Genomic DNA, 19,465 nt, shown 5'->3' with positions numbered 1-19,465 from the left:
ACATTAACCTTTAATAACTAAAAAAGATCTATCAAGAATTACATCTCGACAGACCCAATTAAAAACGTAGAAAATTGATGAATTAAGCTGCGACTGCGAAATGATGCAGTCTACAGCTCCTATTTATTTAGGCATTTATACTTGCTTGTACACCTTGTTCAACTTTTTCAAGTGCTTGATCTAAGTCTGCAATAATATCTTCTACCGCTTCTAGACCGATAGATAAGCGAATGAGCTCTTCTGATACGCCAGCGACTTTTAATTCTTCTGCGGATAATTGTTGGTGCGTTGTTGATGCTGGGTGAATGATTAATGAACGACCATCCCCTACGTTTGCTACGTGTGAGAATAGCTCCACATTATCAATCACATTGCGTCCTGCTTCACGTCCACCTTTAATACCGAACGTTAAAATCGAACCAAAACCGTTTTTCAAATATTTGTTCGCTAATTCATGCGAAGCGAAATCTTCGAAGCCATTATAATTTACATAGTCCACAAATGGGTGGTTACGCAAGTGTTCAGCTACTTTCGCTGCGTTTTCATTATGTCTTACTACACGCAAATGAAGCGTCTCTAAACCTTGTAAGAAATTAAAAGCAGCGTCTGCACTTAATGTTGGACCGAAATCACGGAGTAACTGTACACGCAGCTTTGTAGCAAATGCAGCGGCCGCTGTATCAATTCCGTATCGTAATCCGTGATAGCTTGCATCCGGTTCTGTAAAGCCTGGGAATTTCCCTTGTGTCCAGTCAAATTTCCCGCCGTCTACAACGATACCGCCAATTGTTGTGCCATGACCGCCAATCCATTTCGTTGCAGAATGGACAACTACATCCGCACCGAAGTCGATAGGATTACAACCATATGGTGAAGGGAATGTATTATCAATTATTAAAGGAATGCCATGCTCATGCGCAATGTCTGCTACCGCTTCAATATCAAATACATTTAAACTAGGGTTCCCGATTGTTTCAGCATAAATGGCTTTCGTATTTTCCGTTATTGCCGCGCGGAAGTTTTCTGGGTTGCTTTCATCAACGAATGTCGTTGTAATACCGTATCGTGGTAATGTCGTTGCAAATAAATTGTACGTGCCACCGTATAGTGATCCGGCTGATACTATATGATCACCAGCACCTGCAATATTCATAATCGAGAATGAGATTGCAGCCATCCCCGATGATAGTGCAACTGCCGCTGTTCCTTTTTCAAGTAATGCGACACGTTCTTCAAATGCTCCGACTGTTGGATTCATGATGCGCGAATAAATATTGCCACTTTCCTCTAATGCAAATAGTCGCTGCGCATGAGCAGTGTCATTAAATGCATAAGCCGTTGTGCGATAAATTGGTACAGCAATTGCACCTGTAGTAGGATCAGGCTTTTGCCCACCGTGTAATAATAATGTTTCCGGACGTAATGTTGACATGAGTTGCCTCCTAGTTAGTTATTCGATGGATAACCGGTTTTTTCGAGGAGGGTTTTAGAAAACAAAAAACCCCCTTCCTAAGAAGAGGGTTCGCAAATGAGCAAATTTTCCTCCCCTTATCTTTCAGATCCCGATTAGAATCTGTAGGAATTAGCACCGTAGTAAGTTCGTCACTCACTGGTTGCCGGGCATCGCAGGGCCTAGTCCCTCCGCCTCTCTAGATAAGAGTATATGATTCATGTTCCATCGTTGATTCACAGTATAAGACAGTTTAATCCAATTCGTCAACCGTTATTTTCTGAAATTTTAAACTTACCTGAAATAATCTATCCCCTATCAACCCACCAATAATTTCCACTACAATAGCAATTGTATCTACTGCTGTAATTGTAACTTTGGAAATAGATTGGTTAATAATGATATGTTAGTATAAAATGGGCTTTTAAGGACTTTCTTTTGAGTCCATTTTTCATTAGGGGGAGAAGTTATGACAAGAGAACTTTTACGTAGTCACTCATCTGTTCGTAAATATACGGGGGAAGAGATTTCGCGCGAGGTAGTAATTGATTTAATCGAAACAGCACAAATGGCGGCAAGCTCTCACTTTGTACAAGCATATAGCGTTATTTGGGTTACAGACGAAGACAAAAAGCAAAAATTAGGAGAGCTATCAAAAAATGAATTTCAGTTCAAAACAGCTGGTGCATCATTCCTATTTTGCGTAGATTTCAAACGATTACAAATAGCTGGTCAAAAGCATGACATTGACATTGTAGCGGACTCTGCAGAAAATGTACTCGTTGGGGTAGCGGACGTATCATTATTCGCTCAAAATTTTGTTATTGCCGCAGAAGCAGCAGGCTATGGTATTTGCTATATTGGTGGGGCACGTAATAACCCAGCCGAAATTAGTGAGCTATTCAATTTACCTGAATATGTTTTCCCATTATTCGCTATGACGATCGGCACACCTACAAAACGGAACGAAACTAAGCCGCGCCTTCCTGTTGCAGCAGTTTTACATGAAAACAGCTATAATGTAGAACAATACGATACATTATTAGATGAGTATGATGCCATAATGGAAAGTTACTATGCTAGCCGTTCATCTAATCAAAAAATGGCGACATGGACAAAGCAAATGGCAGACTTCTTAATAAATCAAAAACGTCCATTTATTAAAGACTTTTTAGCAACAAAAGGTTTTAATTGGAAATAATATAGTATGCTGTACCGCAAGTAAAAGCTTACCGAACAAACTTTGGCGATTACTCACCGCAAAAGAGGCGTCTTTACATATTTCGAACTTCGCCCTATAAAGTAGACAATTTAATAAAAAGCCAAATATTATTCGTTACTGTATTTATTTAAGAAGAATTACCGTGCCCTTTCCGCCGACTGTCCATGAGCCTCCTCGAAGATTACCGGGACGGCAATCTTCTGTGGGGTCTCATTTAGCCAGTTTTTCGGCAGGAGTGGCACGGATTCTTCTATTACTATTGAAAACTTAAACTTACTACTAAAACTTATTACAAAGTAGCTGCCTTACTTATATGTATTTTTATTATTAACAGCCGGCTAAATGCTCCACATCGACATCATTTGCCTTCAATAAATTCAAATAAAACGGATCTTGACCGATAACATACACGCGATCACAGAAAGTGGCAATTTCATTCATATCATGAGATGTGTAGAGCACCATCTTGCCATCGTTTTTCGCGATATCGACTAAGTATTTACCGATTTCATTTTTGGATTTCAAATCTATACCAACTGTTGGCTCATCTAACAAAAGTAGTTTCGGATCATGAAGCAAACTAATGGCCATATTTAATTTACGCTTCATCCCCCCTGACAATGAGCTCACTTTCTCTTCCCACTGTGTAAGCTGCATATTTAAACAAAGCTCCCGGCACTGCTCTTTTGTTCTCTTTGTCCAGCTTAGCTTTTCGAAAAACAGCATATTTTCTTCTACAGTAAGATCCTCCCAAATCGATAATTCCTGAGGTACGTAGCCAATATGCCGTCGCATAGCATTTTGATTCCCTTTGTATGGCATCCCATCTAATATTACTTGACCCGCAGAAGGTTTAATAACGGTCGCTAAAATATTTAATAGCGTGGACTTACCGGCGCCATTTTCTCCTACTAAACCAACCACTTCACCTTGTTCTATTTGAAAGGAAACGTCACTTAATACCTTTTTTTGCTTATAGTTTTTTTCTAAATTATCAACTTGAAGCATGCGATCGCCCCCCTCTCCATACCGAAACAAATAAAATAGCGGCAATACATATAAGCCATAGCCAATTTGGCTTCTCTAATAGTAGCGCATGTACCGGACTCAAATATTGCACCCCTTCAAAACGCCGAGTTAACCCATCAATTGGAACAAATGACCCACCTAAAACAGCAAGTAATAACGATAGTAGGATGCTTGTTACATAATAGAAAAAAGGCTTTGTAAAACGATACGCAATAACGAAGGACACCATCGATATTGTCACTGAAAAAATGATTATAACAAATAAAAATTGTGGTCTTATCATGACATCAAGCACTATAGTTAGCAATAAAACCGAAAGTACATTTGCAGCGACTATTAGTAAAATATATAAGAATAAATTCCATAAGCTATACCATCGAAAAGTAACTGTTGTATACAGCCAGCGAACAGCTATCGCTTTTGTATTTTCTTTAATGATCCAATCAAAAATAAAAAATGTCGCGAGCATACTAAATAGTGCCCACACACCCCAAACGTTTAACAGCGCTGTTTGCTCAGAAGATACAACATACGAATCTGTGGAAAATTGAAACATAGGTGTAATTAAATCTTTTTCTTCAAGACGCTTTTTACTCTTTTCGATAATTTCTTCAGCATCTACTACTTCTTGAACGTTATTTTTTGTATACAGCTTTTGTATTTCACCTACCGCTTTATAACGAGATGCTTGATCTTGAACGTATGAGCTAACTGTTTCTACCGTTGTAAAAGGCGCAATGGACCGATCTGTTGAATACATTTTTATTACTTGATTGCGATAGCCCGTTTTTAATTTGTCCTCAAATCCTTTTTTAATCACAATGACACTATCAAGCTCGTATTTTTCAAGCTTGTATAACGCGGAGTGTAAAGATAAATACTGCAACTGAATATTGGACGTTTGCTCCAAGTTTTCAACAAGCTCTGTTGCTAACTCTGTTTCTTCTTCCAACACAACACCAATAGGAATATTGGTGCTTTCTTGTACAGCACCAATAGTTTGCATAACAATAACAGTCATTATAAAAGGAAACACAAACCAAAACAGTATACTTTTCCACTCTTTTTTTAGACGAATGAGTCGCGTTAGAAAAACAGCTTTCATGTTCTCCACCTCGCAAACATTTGTGCCAGCACAAATAATATGATGCACTCTAAAGCAAACATTTTAGCTAATAAAGTGTAATCTGCGTAATTTCTTTCCTCAAGTATGATATCAATGAGCCAACTAAATGCTTCATTGGAAAAAATCCAAGGCAATAGAGGTTGAAGCATAAACGGGAAGTAAATAGTCGGAACAATACTACCGCTCAAGACAATTACTATGAACACGAATAACAGCTGCACTAATAAAGTCACTTTCATCGATTTAAACAGCATATCAACAATGGTTAGCCCCATTAATACAATGACTGCATACAAGCTTACAAAGCCAAGTACTCGCACATAATCGATCATGAAAAACTCTTGAGGTATGTAATACATAAATCCATAAAAAAATGGTAGAGCAAAAATAAGGCTACATACCAATGAAACAACAATCCGCGCGACCGTTTTTTGCAAAGAGGTTACACCTAATAACTGTAAACGGATTGTCATAGCACGATGCTCTTCTTTTCTAAGCACTGTATAAAAGCCTAATAGCCAAATCGTCAGCACGATGAAAAGACATACTAGCAAATAATAGTGCTTCGGTGTAGTGCTCGCTGAATTTTCAATCGTTTCCTTCACTAATACATTGCTTTTTCCTAGAGTAAACAAAGTAAAGCTCATAAATTGGTCCAGCACAAACTTTTTTTCTTCCTCAGCAGTCATATAAAACTGATCCGCATAGCTAAATACCGTTAATATATTCGCCTGTGCCGATTCAATATAACGGGTCAAGCTTTCGATTAATTCAAGTATGAGGTAGCTTTCATTGACGCGTTGTGCATTTCCAATGACCGGCAATTGAACGTTCTTCCCGTTATATAAGTTATCCGTAAAGCTCTCTGGTAAGATAATATAAGCACTTAACTCGTTGCGCTCTATAGCTTCAGCTGCCTCTATCTCTGTCATAAACTTAATATCGATATGTTCACTTTCATTTATTGTGCGCTTTAACAACTCGCTCATTAATGCCGTTTCGGTTGTTTTATCTTGATCAACAAACGCAACCGTGATGGGGTCATCTTTAGGTGGTAAGATAAAAGAAATCAGAAGTAGCAAAATTAAGGCGATAAAAAATAGTGGCAATAGAAAAAGAAGAAGTAGTGAATACCACTTCTTCTTTAACTGTTTTCCGTATTGATTTATAAAAAATATACAATTATAAACGCTTTTCAAAATCAATACACCCATTCATTAATAAAATAAACTTTCAAAAGCTTCCGCGAATTGGTAGCTCCACTCTTCAAAGCTTGGTAATAGATCTTCATATAAATATTGTTCAAGCTCTGTAGCATCCATGCTACCAAGATCAACTGACTCTTTATCTGTCGGAATCTCTACTTTTTTAATTAACTCTGCTTTTTCTTGAATATTTAATTTACCTGCAAAATCAGCTGTTGCTATGCCGAATGAATAATCTCCCACTACACTATCATTCTTGTATGCAGAAGAACCAACCCAGTCAAACGTAAATGTATCGTACTCATCTTCAAATGTGATAACACGCTCAAACTTACGCTCTCCATTAGTTAACGTCTCTTCACCCGTGTACGTTAAGCCTTCCCCTGCATCACTTAAAATACTTACTTTGTCAGAAGCTTTGCCACCTTTCCAAGATAGCTCTCCTTTTAAATGAAGTGCAGATTCGCCCTCCGAAAACTCATAAGCAAATACTTGTTGTTCTTTTTCAAGTAACTGTGTTCCTTTAACAATTACAAATTCTTCATCTGCTTCTTTTGCTTTCAATTCACGTTTTACAACATGTTTATCTGCAACCCAAATTACCGACTCAATGTTACCTGTTACATCTTCTGATCCTTTTAATTCCGTAATTGCCTCGTCAATAGCTGATTCGAACTCTTCTTCGATCATAGCCACCGCTGCATCTATTTCAGGACCACTAGATTTTTTCAAAATATCTACTAGTATAGCTTTTAGTTTCTCATCTGTTTTTGCTTTTTCTAGCACTTTAAGTACTAAATTTTGAGCATCTTTAGCAGATAAATTCATAGTAATACGGTCTGTTTTTAAAGATTTACCATGTACATCAACCGTTTCACTTTCCTTTGTAAACGCTTCGTCCGGAAGCTCTTTATAAACGTGCTTCACATATTCATCAAGTAAATATTTAGATTGTTCGTCTGTTAATAAAGTGCGATTTTCTAAAATATCAGCTAATCCTAACTTTTCATCCCCGACATAAGTCTCGTCAAAATTGCTCATTAACTTACCGAAATCATTATCTTTTAACTGAATATACTTATCCGAAAAAGGTAAATCAATAACTAATTTTTCAGTTGTTGCATAGCCAGTAAAGTTTTCTAACTTAACATCCATAAATGAACCTTTGAAATCCGCTGAAACTATATTTTCAACTGGGTCCTGCTGTAAAGTAATTGTTGCAGATAATCCATTTAATACATCATTAAGCATTACAGCATACTCATCTTGCCCATCATGTTGCAAAGATAAGTCATATTCATACTGAACAGGCTTTTCCTTCGCTACATCTACCCAAGCGAACTCCTCTTTATATCGATCCTTAAACAATTCAACCATATATTTCGCCGAATCAATTTCTGCTAAAAAGTATTGTTCTTTCGGTGATTTTTTCAAGAAAAATATCGCTGCTGTCACCGAACCAACAACTAATAATAATACTGTAACTATAATCGGAATAATTTTTTTATTCACTTACAACTTCCTCCTTGCATCTTTTTTCAGTAAAGTGCATTTTATTTCATTTTTTTGCACTACCACTTAATACTACAATATTTGGAAATTTTTTAAAACCACTTTTCCGTATTCATTATCAATGCAATAATTTCTTTAAAGCCTCATTTCCTACTATTATAAATGGTTTGAAGCTTGTCCTCGCTCCATTCATTTCATTAAAAATAAGCAAAATGTATAACATTGAAATCGATATACTTAAACTTTTGACCTTTATAGCATGCAGTAAGTATGTTATTATCGGACTATATCAATTTGTTTTGAAAGGGAGTTTATGTATGCAAACGAATAAGCACGTCGCAAAGTCCCTTGAGCGTCAACAAATTCGTACCATTCGACGCTTTTATCATGCGATAGCAGAAATAAATTTAGCTTTAGCTAAAGTGCATTCCACTATTGGTTTCACGATAGATAAAGAAAAATATAAATACGCAACTGCTTATGTAGATCAATATGTATCTTACACTTCTGTATGGAATATTAAATTCGTTTACAATTTAGAAAACCCCGAAGTCGCATTGCTGCAGTTATTCCATTTACAATACATTTTACAACGGGAGCCTGCTGAGCTTTACACTTCAGAACGAAACATTATCGAAGAGCAGTGGCGTTTATTTAATATTCAAAAACCATACAAAAATGATCAAATTATAGCACGACAAGAAAAAATGTTGGCATATATTGCAGCGCATGAAAATGCCGTTGTTGAAGAATAAAAAGCAAGTGAGACCGATTGTGCTGATCTCATTTGCTTTTGCTTGATCATGTATTTTAGTCCTTAATAATCTGCATACGTTTTATTGGATAAATAACAAACCTTACTTTACCAATTATTTTGTCTTGCTCAATAAATCCAACACTCGCATCACGGCTATCCAGACTCTTTCGTCGATTGTCGCCTAAGACAAAAAAATGCCCCTCCGGTACGACTGTTTCACCTAAATAAGCATCTAATGTAAAATCTGCTGTCAGCTTACCCGAATCTGTTAGTGCCCCTTTATAAGCATCTAAATAAGGCTCATCGTATTTTTCACCGTTAATAAATAAACTATCATTTTTGTACTCAATATGGTCCCCAGGAAGACCGATAATACGCTTAATATAATCTTCATTATCATTGAATTCAAATACAACAACATCAAAACGATCATAATTCGTTAACTTCGGTCCAATTTTATCGACAATTATTTTGTCTTCATTTTCAAACGTTGGCATCATTGAAGCGCCAACTACAACTGTTGGTGTAAATATAAAATAACGAAGGCCTACTGCTAATAATACGGCAAATCCTAATGTTTTTACCCAGCTTAATAAATCATTTGTTTCATTTGTATTTTTCAAAATTTGCACCTCTCTCATTAATATTTACCACTATTTTCTATAACGATTAAATCGAGGTAAAGTTTCTTATTTGAGTATATTTAATAAATGTTTTTCTATAAAAAAATACTCTCTAACAAGCTAATTTCCACTTAAACGAACATTTCAAAAATACCAATAACAATCAGCAATCCTCCTGAAATGGCCGTTGAATACTTACCAATAAATGTTTTCGTAAGTAAAACTCCGAACCTGCTACCTATTGCAATCGTTAAAAATGAGAAAGTACCAATAGAAATAACTGTCCATATAGCAGAAATACCATTCGCCCCAATTGCAATACCACCCGCTATACAGTTTACCGATAATACAAATCCAAGTGTAAATGCTTCCCCAAAAGAAATAATATGATTTTTATTTCCATCAAACGATTCAGGATTCGCCATAATCCCTTTATTAGAGAACTTTTGGGAAAATAAAGTCCATAAACCGATGATGCATAGTAAAAGGCTCCCTAAAATATTGGCCGTATGCACTGAAATGTACTCAATAATCGTCCCACCAGCTGATACTGCAACATATGTGACAACCATTGACATAAGAGCAATAATCACATTAGATAAAACAGGAATCCTCACCTGTTTCACTCCGTAAGCTAAACCAATGCCTAAATTATCCAAATTGGAAGCTATGCCTATAAGAATTATCGTAATCCAATGCATCAAAATCCTCCTCAAAACCATTTATCTATCTTTTCTCAACATAGTATGAGTAAAAAATTTATTGGTTCGATTAAGTGATTTTAATTTCTGGACAAGTTATTTCAATTTCATATGACTAGATGCTTTTATAATGAATAGCTCCATCGAGTATCTTTTTAGATCATATGTCTCGTACTCCCCCATAACATGCCTAGGAACAGTAAATAAAATACAAAAAAACTAGCTTACGAACATTAAAACTCCGCAAGCTAGCTATACTTATTATTTTAATAAACCTTGTATTTCTAATGTTTTCACAGGCTGAAATTGTTCACCTGTAGCGTAATACGTAATCGCTACTGAATCCCCTGCCTCTACATACATTGCAAGTGGTGATGTTTCTGTACTAACAATAAAGTTATCACCTGTTGCAGCTAAAAACGATACGATCGTAAAATCACCAACGCGCTCTTTATACACACGCACAACTTTTGCTGTGAGCTGTGCTTCCTCTGCATTTGATGTACCATCTACTGTGCTACCACCATGACTAAGCGCTGTTTTATACTGCTTCAACGCTTCATTTGGTGTAAATGCATAGGTTGAAATTTCAGGGTTTGCTGCCGACACAATGAAGTAATTTTGCAAGAAGCCATTGGAGTCAAGGACAGCTGATAACCAGCTTGCTTCTCCGTAGAAGTTATAAAGAATCGGCATTTCACCTTCCCATTCTTTTTCGATAAACTTCTTTTCTATAATATCTAAAGCACCTTGTGAATCCATATACGATTCCTCTAGATTACCAGTATAATAAGTCGCCTCACCTGTGCGAGCATGCGTTAAAGAATAACCTAGCATAGAATCAACGCCTTCTTTCGGACTAGTAAAATCAGTAAAGTAATACATTTCACCATCTTCCATAAAGATTGGGCTAACATTCGCCTCTGTTCCTTCATCAGAAGGTAATTTCACGTCTTTTTTACCGAATAAACTATTCCAGTATCCGTGAACATAATTGCCATAATAGCTATTTTGTAAGCTCACCGACTCCGGAGATACTGCCCCATCAATAAACGATGGTACATCCGCTAACGCAACTTGCTCTGATGCTCCCGTTTTCGCGTTGACCATAATGATCCCTTTCACATCAAAACCGTTACGAGCCGAAATGAATTCCCCATAAGAACGAATATAATACGGTGTGCCATCATCATCAATTTCTAACTGTGGATCACCAAAGAAAATGAGTGTAGGGTATTGTAGACGCATATGACGCTCTAAGTTTTTATTTAAAAAAGCAGACGGCACAAATGCCATTTCGTGCGCAATAAATTTTGGATTATCACTTGAATCCGTCGCACTCATCTTAAAGTATCCTGGTGTTGTTTTACCTGTAAACCATTTAAATAAACCTGAAAACTCAACAGGTGCAATATATACATATTCACCGTTAATCTTTTGAATTTGTAAGCGACCTAATTCATAATAGCTCGTATTTGGCACTTGCCCGAATGCCTTTTTCATTTTATTTCTTACAAATTTCGGAGGTACACTTGCAGGCGTTTTTGTTTCGTCAAATGACTGAATTTCCACCTTTACCTCCATTTCTGCAGATTTGTATTTCTCCTCTGCATTAAATAAAGGTGCGGCAAGTAAATACGCAACGGCAAGTATAGATGCGAGTGTTAGCGCTGATTTTATTTTTTGCTCGATCCCAGTCGTCAGTAATGCCCCTGCTAAAGCTACTACCGGCAAAATATACAAAAAAACAGTCCATTGCAAGTCAATTTTTGAAATATAAACAGTAAATAATGTTAATATGTAACTAGAAATAAAAACTAAAATTGCTAGAATATCAAATTGTTTGTTTGTTAAATTGCCTTTTGGAACTTTTTTCGTTAACGGTACAATTAAAACCGTTATGACGATAGCAGCAATAAGTGCTGTTATCAATAATTGTCCCATAAAAAATCATCCTCTCTTTCTACTATTTACGTCTGAAATTTAGTTAAGTTTCATATTTACCTATGATGGAATATTCACAAAATTACAATTCATTGAAAAAAGGGGTGTTTTATTTGGAAAGGAAAGTACTATTATCTTTATTCGCCATTTTCGGTTTTTATTATGTATTTATGTTTGAGTCGATTGATCCATCTTTAAAAATGATCTTTAAACTCATTCCAATGATTTTGCTCATTGTACTCGCACTTCGTTCAAAAGGTGAACCACGCTATAAATCGCTAGTCGTGATTGGACTTGTATTTTGTGCAATCGGTGATTATACGCTGCAATGGTTTATTATTGGTTTAACAAGCTTTTTAATAGGGCATCTTTTTTATATTGCCGCATTTCGCAGTACAAACTTAACGAAAACTCCAACTATTGTTAAAATCATACTCATTGCTTACGGTGCAGCGATGATGATTTGGATTGCAGGCTCGTTATTACGCGCAGGTGACACGGTACTTGCAGTAGCTGTTTGTGCATATATTGTAGCTATTTTAACGATGGGCTGGACGTCTTTTCGTACAAGTAGTAAATTCGCGATTGCTGGTGCAATTAGCTTTATGGCGTCGGATTCGATACTCGCAATTAATAAATTTGTAGTCGATGTTCCGTATTCTCATATTTTAATTATGGCAACATATTATGGTGCTCAATTATTAATCGCGTTAAGTATCGTCCAATATTCCGCCATTCGAAATAAGATGATACAATAAAGTCACTATACACAAGGAGGCATTTCGCCCATGAAAGAACAAGTAATTGAACGACTAATTCGCTACGTAAAAATTGATACACAATCTGACTTTAATAGTACAACAACACCTTCAACAATGAAGCAATTTGATTTATTAAATGTATTAAAAGCTGAACTTGCTGAAATCGGTTTAACAGACATTAACTTAGATGAAAACGGCTATCTATTCGCCACTTTACCTGCGAATACAGATAAAAATGTACCAACTTTAGGTTTTTTAGCACATGTCGACACAACATCTGATTTTTCAGGGACAAATGTTAAACCGCGTCGCATAGACAATTATGACGGTGGCGATATTCAATTAAACGACAACTTAGTAATGTCACCAAGCTATTTCCCGAACTTAAAAAACTATGTTGGTCAAACGTTAATTACAACAGATGGCACAACATTACTTGGTGCGGATGATAAAGCAGGCATCTCAGAAATTATGACGGCAATGGATTATTTAGTGAAGCATCCTGAGGTGAAGCACGGGAAAATCCGCGTAGCATTCACTCCAGATGAGGAAATCGGTCGCGGTCCTCATAAATTTGACGTTGAAGCATTCGGTGCAGATTATGCATATACAATGGACGGCGGACCACTCGGTGAGCTACAGTTTGAAAGTTTCAATGCTGCCGGCGTAAAAGTAACAACTCGCGGTACGAGCGTTCATCCGGGTTCAGCAAAAGGTAAGATGGTAAATGCCATTACAATGGCTATTAAATTTCAAAATGAAATGCCTACAGACGCTGTACCTGAAAAAACAGATGGTTATGAAGGTTTTATACACTTATCGAGCTTTAATGGACATATTGAAGAAGCCAAACTTTCTTACATTATACGCGACCATGACCGCGAAAAATTCGAAGCCAAAAAGGCTCATTTTATCGAAGTAGAAAAAATGATTAAAGCACAGTTTGGAGAAGATGCTATAACGGTTGAAATTGAAGACCAATATTACAATATGGGTGAAAAAATCAAACCTGTTATGGAAATTGTGGATATCGTAAAGGAAGCAATGGCAAAACTTGATATTACACCTATTATCGATCCAATCCGCGGGGGTACAGATGGTTCTCAGCTGTCATATATGGGACTTCCAACACCAAACATTTTTGCTGGTGGCGAAAACATGCATGGCAAATTTGAATATGTATCAGGCGAAACGATGGAAAAAGCAACAGAGGTTATTTTAGAAATCGTTCAGCTCTTCGAAGCAAAAGCATAAATTAATTGCTTGCCTAACGAAAAAATAGTTCAGTTCATCTTGTGAGCTGAGCTGTTTTTTTGTACAATTAAAATCTGAATATTCCGATACAAGAAAGAGGTGACGTGCAATGAAGGAAATTTTAATCGGTGTCGTTGCAGCGTTATTTTTTGCCTTTACATTTATATTAAACCATTCAATGGAACTAGATGGCGGTAGCTGGTTATGGAGTGCCTCTTTACGCTATTTCTTTATGCTGCCGTTTTTAATTGTCATTGTTCTCTATCGAAAAAACTTCCGACAATTACGAAACGAAATGATTTCTCGTCCTAAACAATGGCTCATATGGAGCTTTGTTGGATTCGTATTATTTTACGCCCCACTCACATTTGCAGCCGCATTCGGACCAGGCTGGCTCGTTTCCGGAACATGGCAATTTACCATTGTTGCAGGAGTTCTTCTAGCTCCCCTTTTCGTGACATTAGTCGTAGGGAAACAAGTACGACAAAAGATCCCGATCATTTCACTACTCATTTCTTGTATTATTTTTATCGGCATTTTACTTATTCAAATACCGCAAGCAAAGTCCGTATCGTTTAACACCTTAATGCTCGGTATTATTCCTGTTCTTGTTGCAGCATTTGCCTACCCACTCGGCAATCGTAAAATGATGGATGTTTGCGACGGACGTATTGATACATTTCAGCGTGTACTCGGTATGACGCTCGCTTCAATGCCTGCTTGGATTATTATGGCGATATATGCACTACTAACAGTCGGTCTGCCTTCTAGTAGCCAACTTTTTCAATCCCTACTTGTCGGACTTAGCTCAGGGGTGATTGCTACAATATTGTTTTTCATTGCAACAGAGCGAGTACGTGATGATCAAGGAAAGCTGGCTGCTGTCGAAGCAACACAGTCAACAGAAGTCATCTTCGTCATTATCGGTGAAATGATTTTACTAGGTATCCCTCTTCCGGCACCAATTGCCCTTTTTGGGTTAAGCGTCATCATTATCGGTATGCTACTCCATAGCTACCACACGATGCTCATAGGAAAACGTTCTAAACTGACAAAAGAAAATATTGAAGCAGCATCGTAATTCGCTGCTTCAATATTATAAAAAAGACGCCGACATTTGGAGTTATGTCGACGTAAATAGTTTTGTTCTCTAGTAAGAGAAGTATAAAGAAAATATAAAGGGTGTTGAAATTGTTACGACAAATCAACATGATTTGTCGCTATTTACGTTCTAAAAAATGAGGGGGGGTTTAGAACGCTATAATGAACTAGCATACTTCTGGAGAAAAGTAGCTAAAATTCAAGCTCACTCACACTGTTTTGTGGTGAGCGATAACACTTTACATGATAATGATAATCATTTTCATTTAAAAAGTCAAACTATTTTATTGAAAAAACAGTTAATTTTCATTGAGTTTTATCTTTTGCGCTCTGCGATACTGAAATTGCTTCAGCTGTAAATGCATAAAGTAGCCTTACCCTGTAACTCACGTTAATAACACTGACAGAAAAATTGTCCATTGATTGGCGCGCGCAAGTGGACGAGGAAGTGAATTCGGAATAGCCGACACACTAATCCCTACTTTCTTTATAAGTTTAATTTAGTTTAATGCATTTACAATCATTTGTGAAGTCAAAAATGTTACAATAGCGACATATAGAAAGGGTGAAAATTATGCCAGCATTGTCCTACGATCAAGTTCGTCAGCTCAATTCTTATAGCATCTATACTGAAAATCCGGAGCGTCCATTGTTTACACTTGCCAATTTACATAAAGATTTTTATTTAACTGATTTTCGCAATTTAATGATGGGTATTACACAAGCTGCAACTGAAACAGCTGCGATTTCTCATTTTACTCGACGCTATGGAATGTTCGTTGCGATGCAATTTTATATGCTCGCAACCTATGATGAAGTATGGGATGGGAAGTTAGAGGATATTCGTTTTGCACTCGTCCATGAATACGGTACAAACACTTTAGGCACCTTTATTTCAGCAAATGATTTCCGTTACGTTGAAGACGATGAACGTGAAGACGTCATGCATAAAATTTTATATAAGCAAACATTTGAAATTATACAGCAGCTACGTAAAACAACGTCCATCTCCCCGCTCGTGATGTGGGAAAATATTTTTGGCTATATGATATGGCATTATCACACGCTACTTGAAAATCCAGCGCTAGCGGACCGAGCATACGAAGATATCGACATACTCGAAGGCACAAATGTGTGGCGCTACATTTCAGAAAAATCGCTATTTCATAACTACACAGGTGGTAAGCATCCATCTCAACTACTAAATATTCCTGTGCGTAAAAGCTGCTGCCAATCAAAGGATATTCCAGGGCTTATGGCTTGCGGCTTTTGCCCGTTAAAATAATTCGCTACAAAACTTGGTCGCCAAAATTAGTTGGAGCTATGCCTACTGAAAGGAAACGCTTAGAACAGAAATCAACGGTCCTGTACTATTTATTGTGAAAAAAGACTGTATGTAAACTCAAATTTCTTTGAGTTTACATACAGTCTGGAGCTACTCTAAAAGTAGTAGCTCTATACATATATTTCACATATTATTTCCGATATTCTACAAACCAATCATCTGCTCGTTTTTCCATCGCAACTCCAAAATAGCCGTTCTTCAGAAGCTCTTGTTGCGCTTCCACTTCACCCATCGAAACGAAAACAGGTTCGCTACTATGTACACTCTCTGCACCTAAAGATTTCGCAAATACATAGCGTAACTTACCGCCATATTTATATTTCAAAGCAAAGATTTGCATACCTTGAGCAAATTTATCTTTTAAGCTTGCTACATTGTACGGCATTACCGTGGCGCAAACCCAATCAAATTTAGACACATCAACCTGCAACATTATGATGTTGGCTAATACTTTTTGCAAGCCAAACCCACGGAAATCGGGGTGAACGTTTGAAATTTCTTGGTACAGTACGCGCGATAAGTCACTTGCGGCAATATCCACCCCTAAATGCTCGTCCTCATTTACTTTAGGCACTAATAGCGCACGAAATGCAATTAAACGCTCTTCTACAAACGCACCGATCATTAACCCGTTGCCATCTAAAATATTTTGTAACTCCTCTCTACTAAGTGGCTGCAAAATATTATTATCCGGTAATGCCGCAATAACGAAATGTTGCAATTCTTCGATACGCTGTAAATCTGAAATATTTAACCCTTTTACTGTAAATGGAATATCACCGAGAAAACCTTCATACATCATGCCTTCACCACATCAGAATACTGTGTTAGCTCAGCTAAAATTGCTTCATCAATATCTACACCTAGCCCTGCACCGGTACCGAGCTCAATAAACGGAATATGATAACTCCCCTTTAAATTACCAATATCTTGCGAAAACTTAAGTGGTCCTGTTAATTCCACGCTAGTAATCACTTTTTTCGAAAAAGCAACGTGGAATCCTGCTGCAGAACCGACGGAAGACTCGAGCATCGAACCAATTTGACATTCCATACCTGCCATTTCAGCCATTGCTGCTAGCTTCATTGCAGGATATATGCCACCACATTTCATTAATTTGATATTCACTTTATCCGCTGCACGTTTTGCTATAATCTCACGCATATCGCGCATATTGCATAATCCTTCATCGATCATGACAGGTACCGTCGTCTTCGATTTTATTTCCACCATTGCATCTATATCATTTGCAACAACTGGCTGCTCTAGCCAATCTAACTGTGCTGATTTTAAGGCATCGAGCGCCTGTAATGTCGCCCCACTATTTTTCCAACCTTGGTTTACATCTACTCGGATGGCGATATCGTCACCAACACGTTTGCGTACTGCTTGAATTCGTTTCACATCACTCGTAACATCACGACCGACTTTCATTTTAAATGAACGATAGCCTTGTTTTACTCGTTCTTCCGCATCGGCTGCCATCTTTTCCGGTTCTCCAATACTTAGTACGTGGGTTACTGGGAACTTTTCATGATAACGACCGCCGATTAATTGATAAACAGGTACACCTAGCTTTTTACCTGCAACATCAAAGCAGGCAATATCAATAGCAGCTTTAGCAGCGGGCACATTTTTCACCGCTTTATCTAATAAATCATGAATTGCTTCAAAATTCATTGGGTTTTGACCGATTAATAATGGTGCAAATTTATGTTTTAATACAGCATATGTCGATTCAATTGTTTCGCCAGTTACATGGTCATCTGGTACTGACTCGCCCCACCCAACAAGTCCACACTCTGTCGTCAGCTTGACAATAATTGATGGCATCGAAGGATACGTATCGTAGCTCACAATAAATGGTTCAATTAATGGTAAATCTATTGTAAAAATCTCTAGTTGTTGAATTTTCATAGTTATCATCCTTTTATATCTCTGTTGCATTTTTCAATGTTGTTGCAAGTACTCGAGCGCCAATTAATAACGCTTCCTTTTTAAACGTCATTTGCGGATGATGTAAGCCTGGTCCTAAATCTGCACCAATACCTAACATTACCGCTTTAATTTCAGGCTTTGTAATCGTATAAAAGTGGAAATCATCACTTCCTGGTGTGACAACAGCTGGTGCTAAATAATCGTCCCCTAAAGCTTCAATAATGGAGCGCTCTGCAATATCAGCCGCATCCTGTGAAACTTCTGCACCCGGTGTCATGTCTAGCCATTCCCAATCGATCGGTGTGTCGTACATTTCTGCAATTTTCTTAAAGCCTTTTTCAATGCGATTTTGTAAATCTAACAGCACCTCATTTTTTTGTGCTCGCACATCTAAAGAGAACGTTGCTTTCCCTGGGATAATATTAACACTTCCCCCATCCGCATGCATTTTCGTTAATTTTGCTGAATACACGTCAAAAGGATTAATATGAGTGGCATGCAACATTTGCTGGATGGCAAATAATGTATCAATCGAATTTTTCCCTTGATGAGGTCTTGCCCCATGCGCATCAATACCATTAATTGTTCCTTGTAAAAACACTGCTGCTCCGTGATGAATCGCTGGCGTTACTTTTCCAAAAGGTAATTCTTCTGCAGGGCGTAGGTGAATGCCAAATAGATAGCTTACATCATCTACTACACCTTGTTTTAACATTGCTAATGCTCCACCACCAGCTTCTTCAGCTGGTTGGAAAATAAAGCGAATCCGTTTTTTTAGTGGCTTATCTTTTAACTCTAAAAGCGCACCTAATACCATTGAAATATTCGCATCATGCCCACATGAATGGTTTGCCTGCATAACGCCATTTACTTCTTGCCAAAGTGCATCAATATCCGCACGTACAGCAATGACTTCATCACCTGTGCCTATTTCTGCTACAAGCCCTGTTACATCATCAAATGTACGATAAGTTACACCTAATTCATCTAATATAGATGCAATTTTTTTCGTTGTCTCGAACTCTTTCCAACTCACTTCTGGATATTTGTGAAAATGTTCAAACCATGTGTAAATGGCCGTATCGAATACTTGTATTTGAGTCATATTTCGCACCTCGAATTTTTTTGAACTTATTATATTATACCGAATAACATTAAATAAATTAATAATAGAAGCCTACGAATAAATAATAAAAGCGAATGCTCCTAAATTTCTGAACACTCGCATCGTTTATTGTACCTCTATTGATATTAAAACTACTATTTCAAGTTATAGAGAAATGTATCCACATGCTGCAATTACACATTATAAGCTCGTAAAAAACCCCGCTGGATATTCATCTCGTTGCAATTGCTCATTGTTACAATCCACTTCTTCGTTACGCTCGATTTCCATATCCTCATCCAATAAATACGTTTCAAATTTCGAGTATAAAAACTTTGTCAATGACAACACCTCCTATTTAACTGAATTTTCTGATTTTTATATCTTACAAC

General features: G+C 37.2%; 18 protein-coding genes and 1 riboswitch. Of the genes, 6 read left to right on the top strand and 12 right to left on the bottom strand.

The genetic code is table 11. The features are described from left to right. Positions 1-127 precede the first annotated feature (127 nt). Complete coding sequence (locus tag AAFN87_RS10415; protein WP_347791001.1) at positions 128-1,432, bottom strand: O-acetylhomoserine aminocarboxypropyltransferase/cysteine synthase family protein; 1,305 nt, start codon at positions 1,430-1,432, stop codon at positions 128-130. A gap of 113 nt (positions 1,433-1,545) precedes the next feature. Then, positions 1,546-1,660, bottom strand: a riboswitch (SAM riboswitch). Positions 1,661-1,919: 259 nt separating this feature from the next. Between AAFN87_RS10415 and nfsA the strand changes: the two genes are divergently transcribed. Continuing rightward, on the top strand, positions 1,920-2,651 hold the full coding sequence (nfsA, locus tag AAFN87_RS10410; RefSeq protein WP_347791000.1) for an oxygen-insensitive NADPH nitroreductase: 732 nt from the start codon (positions 1,920-1,922) through the stop codon (positions 2,649-2,651). 348 nt (positions 2,652-2,999) lie between these two features. Here the strand turns inward: nfsA and AAFN87_RS10405 are convergent, their stop codons facing one another. Genes AAFN87_RS10405 through AAFN87_RS10390 form a run of 4 tightly spaced genes read right to left on the bottom strand, consistent with a single transcriptional unit; the run spans position 3,000 to position 7,544 of the window. After that, the gene (locus tag AAFN87_RS10405) at positions 3,000-3,680 is read right to left on the bottom strand and encodes an ABC transporter ATP-binding protein (protein ID WP_347790999.1); all 681 of its coding nucleotides are present in this window, start codon (positions 3,678-3,680) and stop codon (positions 3,000-3,002) included. Next, a complete protein-coding gene (locus tag AAFN87_RS10400) occupies positions 3,667-4,806 on the bottom strand; it encodes an ABC transporter permease (protein WP_347790998.1) in 1,140 nt (379 codons plus the stop codon). The genes AAFN87_RS10405 and AAFN87_RS10400 overlap by 14 nt, the downstream gene beginning before the upstream one ends. Beyond that, positions 4,803-6,026, bottom strand: a complete 1,224-nt coding sequence (locus tag AAFN87_RS10395; protein ID WP_347790997.1) for an ABC transporter permease — start codon at positions 6,024-6,026, stop codon at positions 4,803-4,805. Before AAFN87_RS10395 ends, AAFN87_RS10400 begins: the two co-directional genes overlap by 4 nt. An 18-nt stretch (positions 6,027-6,044) precedes the next feature. After that, entirely contained in the window at positions 6,045-7,544 is a 1,500-nt protein-coding gene (locus AAFN87_RS10390) for a DUF6583 family protein (protein WP_347790996.1), read from the bottom strand. 317 nt (positions 7,545-7,861) lie between these two features. On the opposite strand from AAFN87_RS10390, the gene AAFN87_RS10385 reads away from it, so the two are divergent. After that, entirely contained in the window at positions 7,862-8,299 is a 438-nt protein-coding gene (locus AAFN87_RS10385) for a hypothetical protein (protein WP_347790995.1), read from the top strand. A 55-nt stretch (positions 8,300-8,354) separates the two neighbouring features. Here AAFN87_RS10385 and lepB read toward each other — a convergent pair whose 3' ends face one another. The 3 genes from lepB to AAFN87_RS10370 all read right to left on the bottom strand — a co-directional run bounded on the left by lepB (position 8,355) and on the right by AAFN87_RS10370 (position 11,569). After that, entirely contained in the window at positions 8,355-8,924 is a 570-nt protein-coding gene (gene lepB / locus AAFN87_RS10380; RefSeq protein ID WP_347790994.1) for a signal peptidase I, read from the bottom strand. Between the two features lie 131 nt (positions 8,925-9,055). Beyond that, a complete protein-coding gene (locus AAFN87_RS10375; protein ID WP_347790993.1) occupies positions 9,056-9,625 on the bottom strand; it encodes a manganese efflux pump in 570 nt (189 codons plus the stop codon). Between the two features lie 261 nt (positions 9,626-9,886). Next, positions 9,887-11,569, bottom strand: a complete 1,683-nt coding sequence (locus AAFN87_RS10370; RefSeq protein WP_347790992.1) for a hypothetical protein — start codon at positions 11,567-11,569, stop codon at positions 9,887-9,889. A 113-nt stretch (positions 11,570-11,682) separates the two neighbouring features. Between AAFN87_RS10370 and AAFN87_RS10365 the strand changes: the two genes are divergently transcribed. The 4 genes from AAFN87_RS10365 (at position 11,683) to AAFN87_RS10350 (ending at position 15,970) form a co-directional block, all read left to right on the top strand. Continuing rightward, entirely contained in the window at positions 11,683-12,327 is a 645-nt protein-coding gene (locus AAFN87_RS10365) for a lysoplasmalogenase (RefSeq protein WP_347790991.1), read from the top strand. Between the two features lie 30 nt (positions 12,328-12,357). Then, positions 12,358-13,584 carry a peptidase T gene (gene pepT / locus AAFN87_RS10360; RefSeq protein WP_347790990.1) on the top strand — a complete coding sequence of 409 codons (1,227 nt, stop codon included), beginning with the start codon at positions 12,358-12,360 and terminating at the stop codon, positions 13,582-13,584. Between the two features lie 109 nt (positions 13,585-13,693). Next, positions 13,694-14,665 (top strand): DMT family transporter, encoded by a 972-nt coding sequence (locus AAFN87_RS10355; protein WP_347790989.1) that lies wholly within the window; start codon positions 13,694-13,696, stop codon positions 14,663-14,665. A gap of 594 nt (positions 14,666-15,259) precedes the next feature. Then, complete coding sequence (locus AAFN87_RS10350) at positions 15,260-15,970, top strand: Fe-S oxidoreductase (RefSeq protein ID WP_347790988.1); 711 nt, start codon at positions 15,260-15,262, stop codon at positions 15,968-15,970. Between the two features lie 190 nt (positions 15,971-16,160). Here AAFN87_RS10350 and AAFN87_RS10345 read toward each other — a convergent pair whose 3' ends face one another. From AAFN87_RS10345 to AAFN87_RS10330, 4 genes are all read right to left on the bottom strand, one after another. Continuing rightward, complete coding sequence (locus AAFN87_RS10345; RefSeq protein WP_347790987.1) at positions 16,161-16,832, bottom strand: GNAT family N-acetyltransferase; 672 nt, start codon at positions 16,830-16,832, stop codon at positions 16,161-16,163. Further along, positions 16,829-17,947: a mandelate racemase/muconate lactonizing enzyme family protein gene (locus tag AAFN87_RS10340; RefSeq protein ID WP_347790986.1), complete on the bottom strand. Its 1,119-nt coding sequence runs from the start codon at positions 17,945-17,947 to the stop codon at positions 16,829-16,831. The genes AAFN87_RS10345 and AAFN87_RS10340 overlap by 4 nt, the downstream gene beginning before the upstream one ends. A gap of 13 nt (positions 17,948-17,960) precedes the next feature. Beyond that, complete coding sequence (locus tag AAFN87_RS10335) at positions 17,961-19,073, bottom strand: amidohydrolase (RefSeq protein ID WP_347790985.1); 1,113 nt, start codon at positions 19,071-19,073, stop codon at positions 17,961-17,963. A 201-nt stretch (positions 19,074-19,274) separates the two neighbouring features. Further along, positions 19,275-19,415 carry a hypothetical protein gene (locus AAFN87_RS10330; protein WP_347791465.1) on the bottom strand — a complete coding sequence of 47 codons (141 nt, stop codon included), beginning with the start codon at positions 19,413-19,415 and terminating at the stop codon, positions 19,275-19,277. Between the last annotated feature and the right edge of the window lie 50 nt (positions 19,416-19,465).

The organism is Solibacillus sp. CAU 1738, assembly GCF_039888725.1.
Taxonomy (GTDB): domain Bacteria; phylum Bacillota; class Bacilli; order Bacillales_A; family Planococcaceae; genus Metasolibacillus.
Note: the sequence above shows the minus strand (reverse complement) of the source record. Positions and strands in the feature narration are given on the sequence as shown.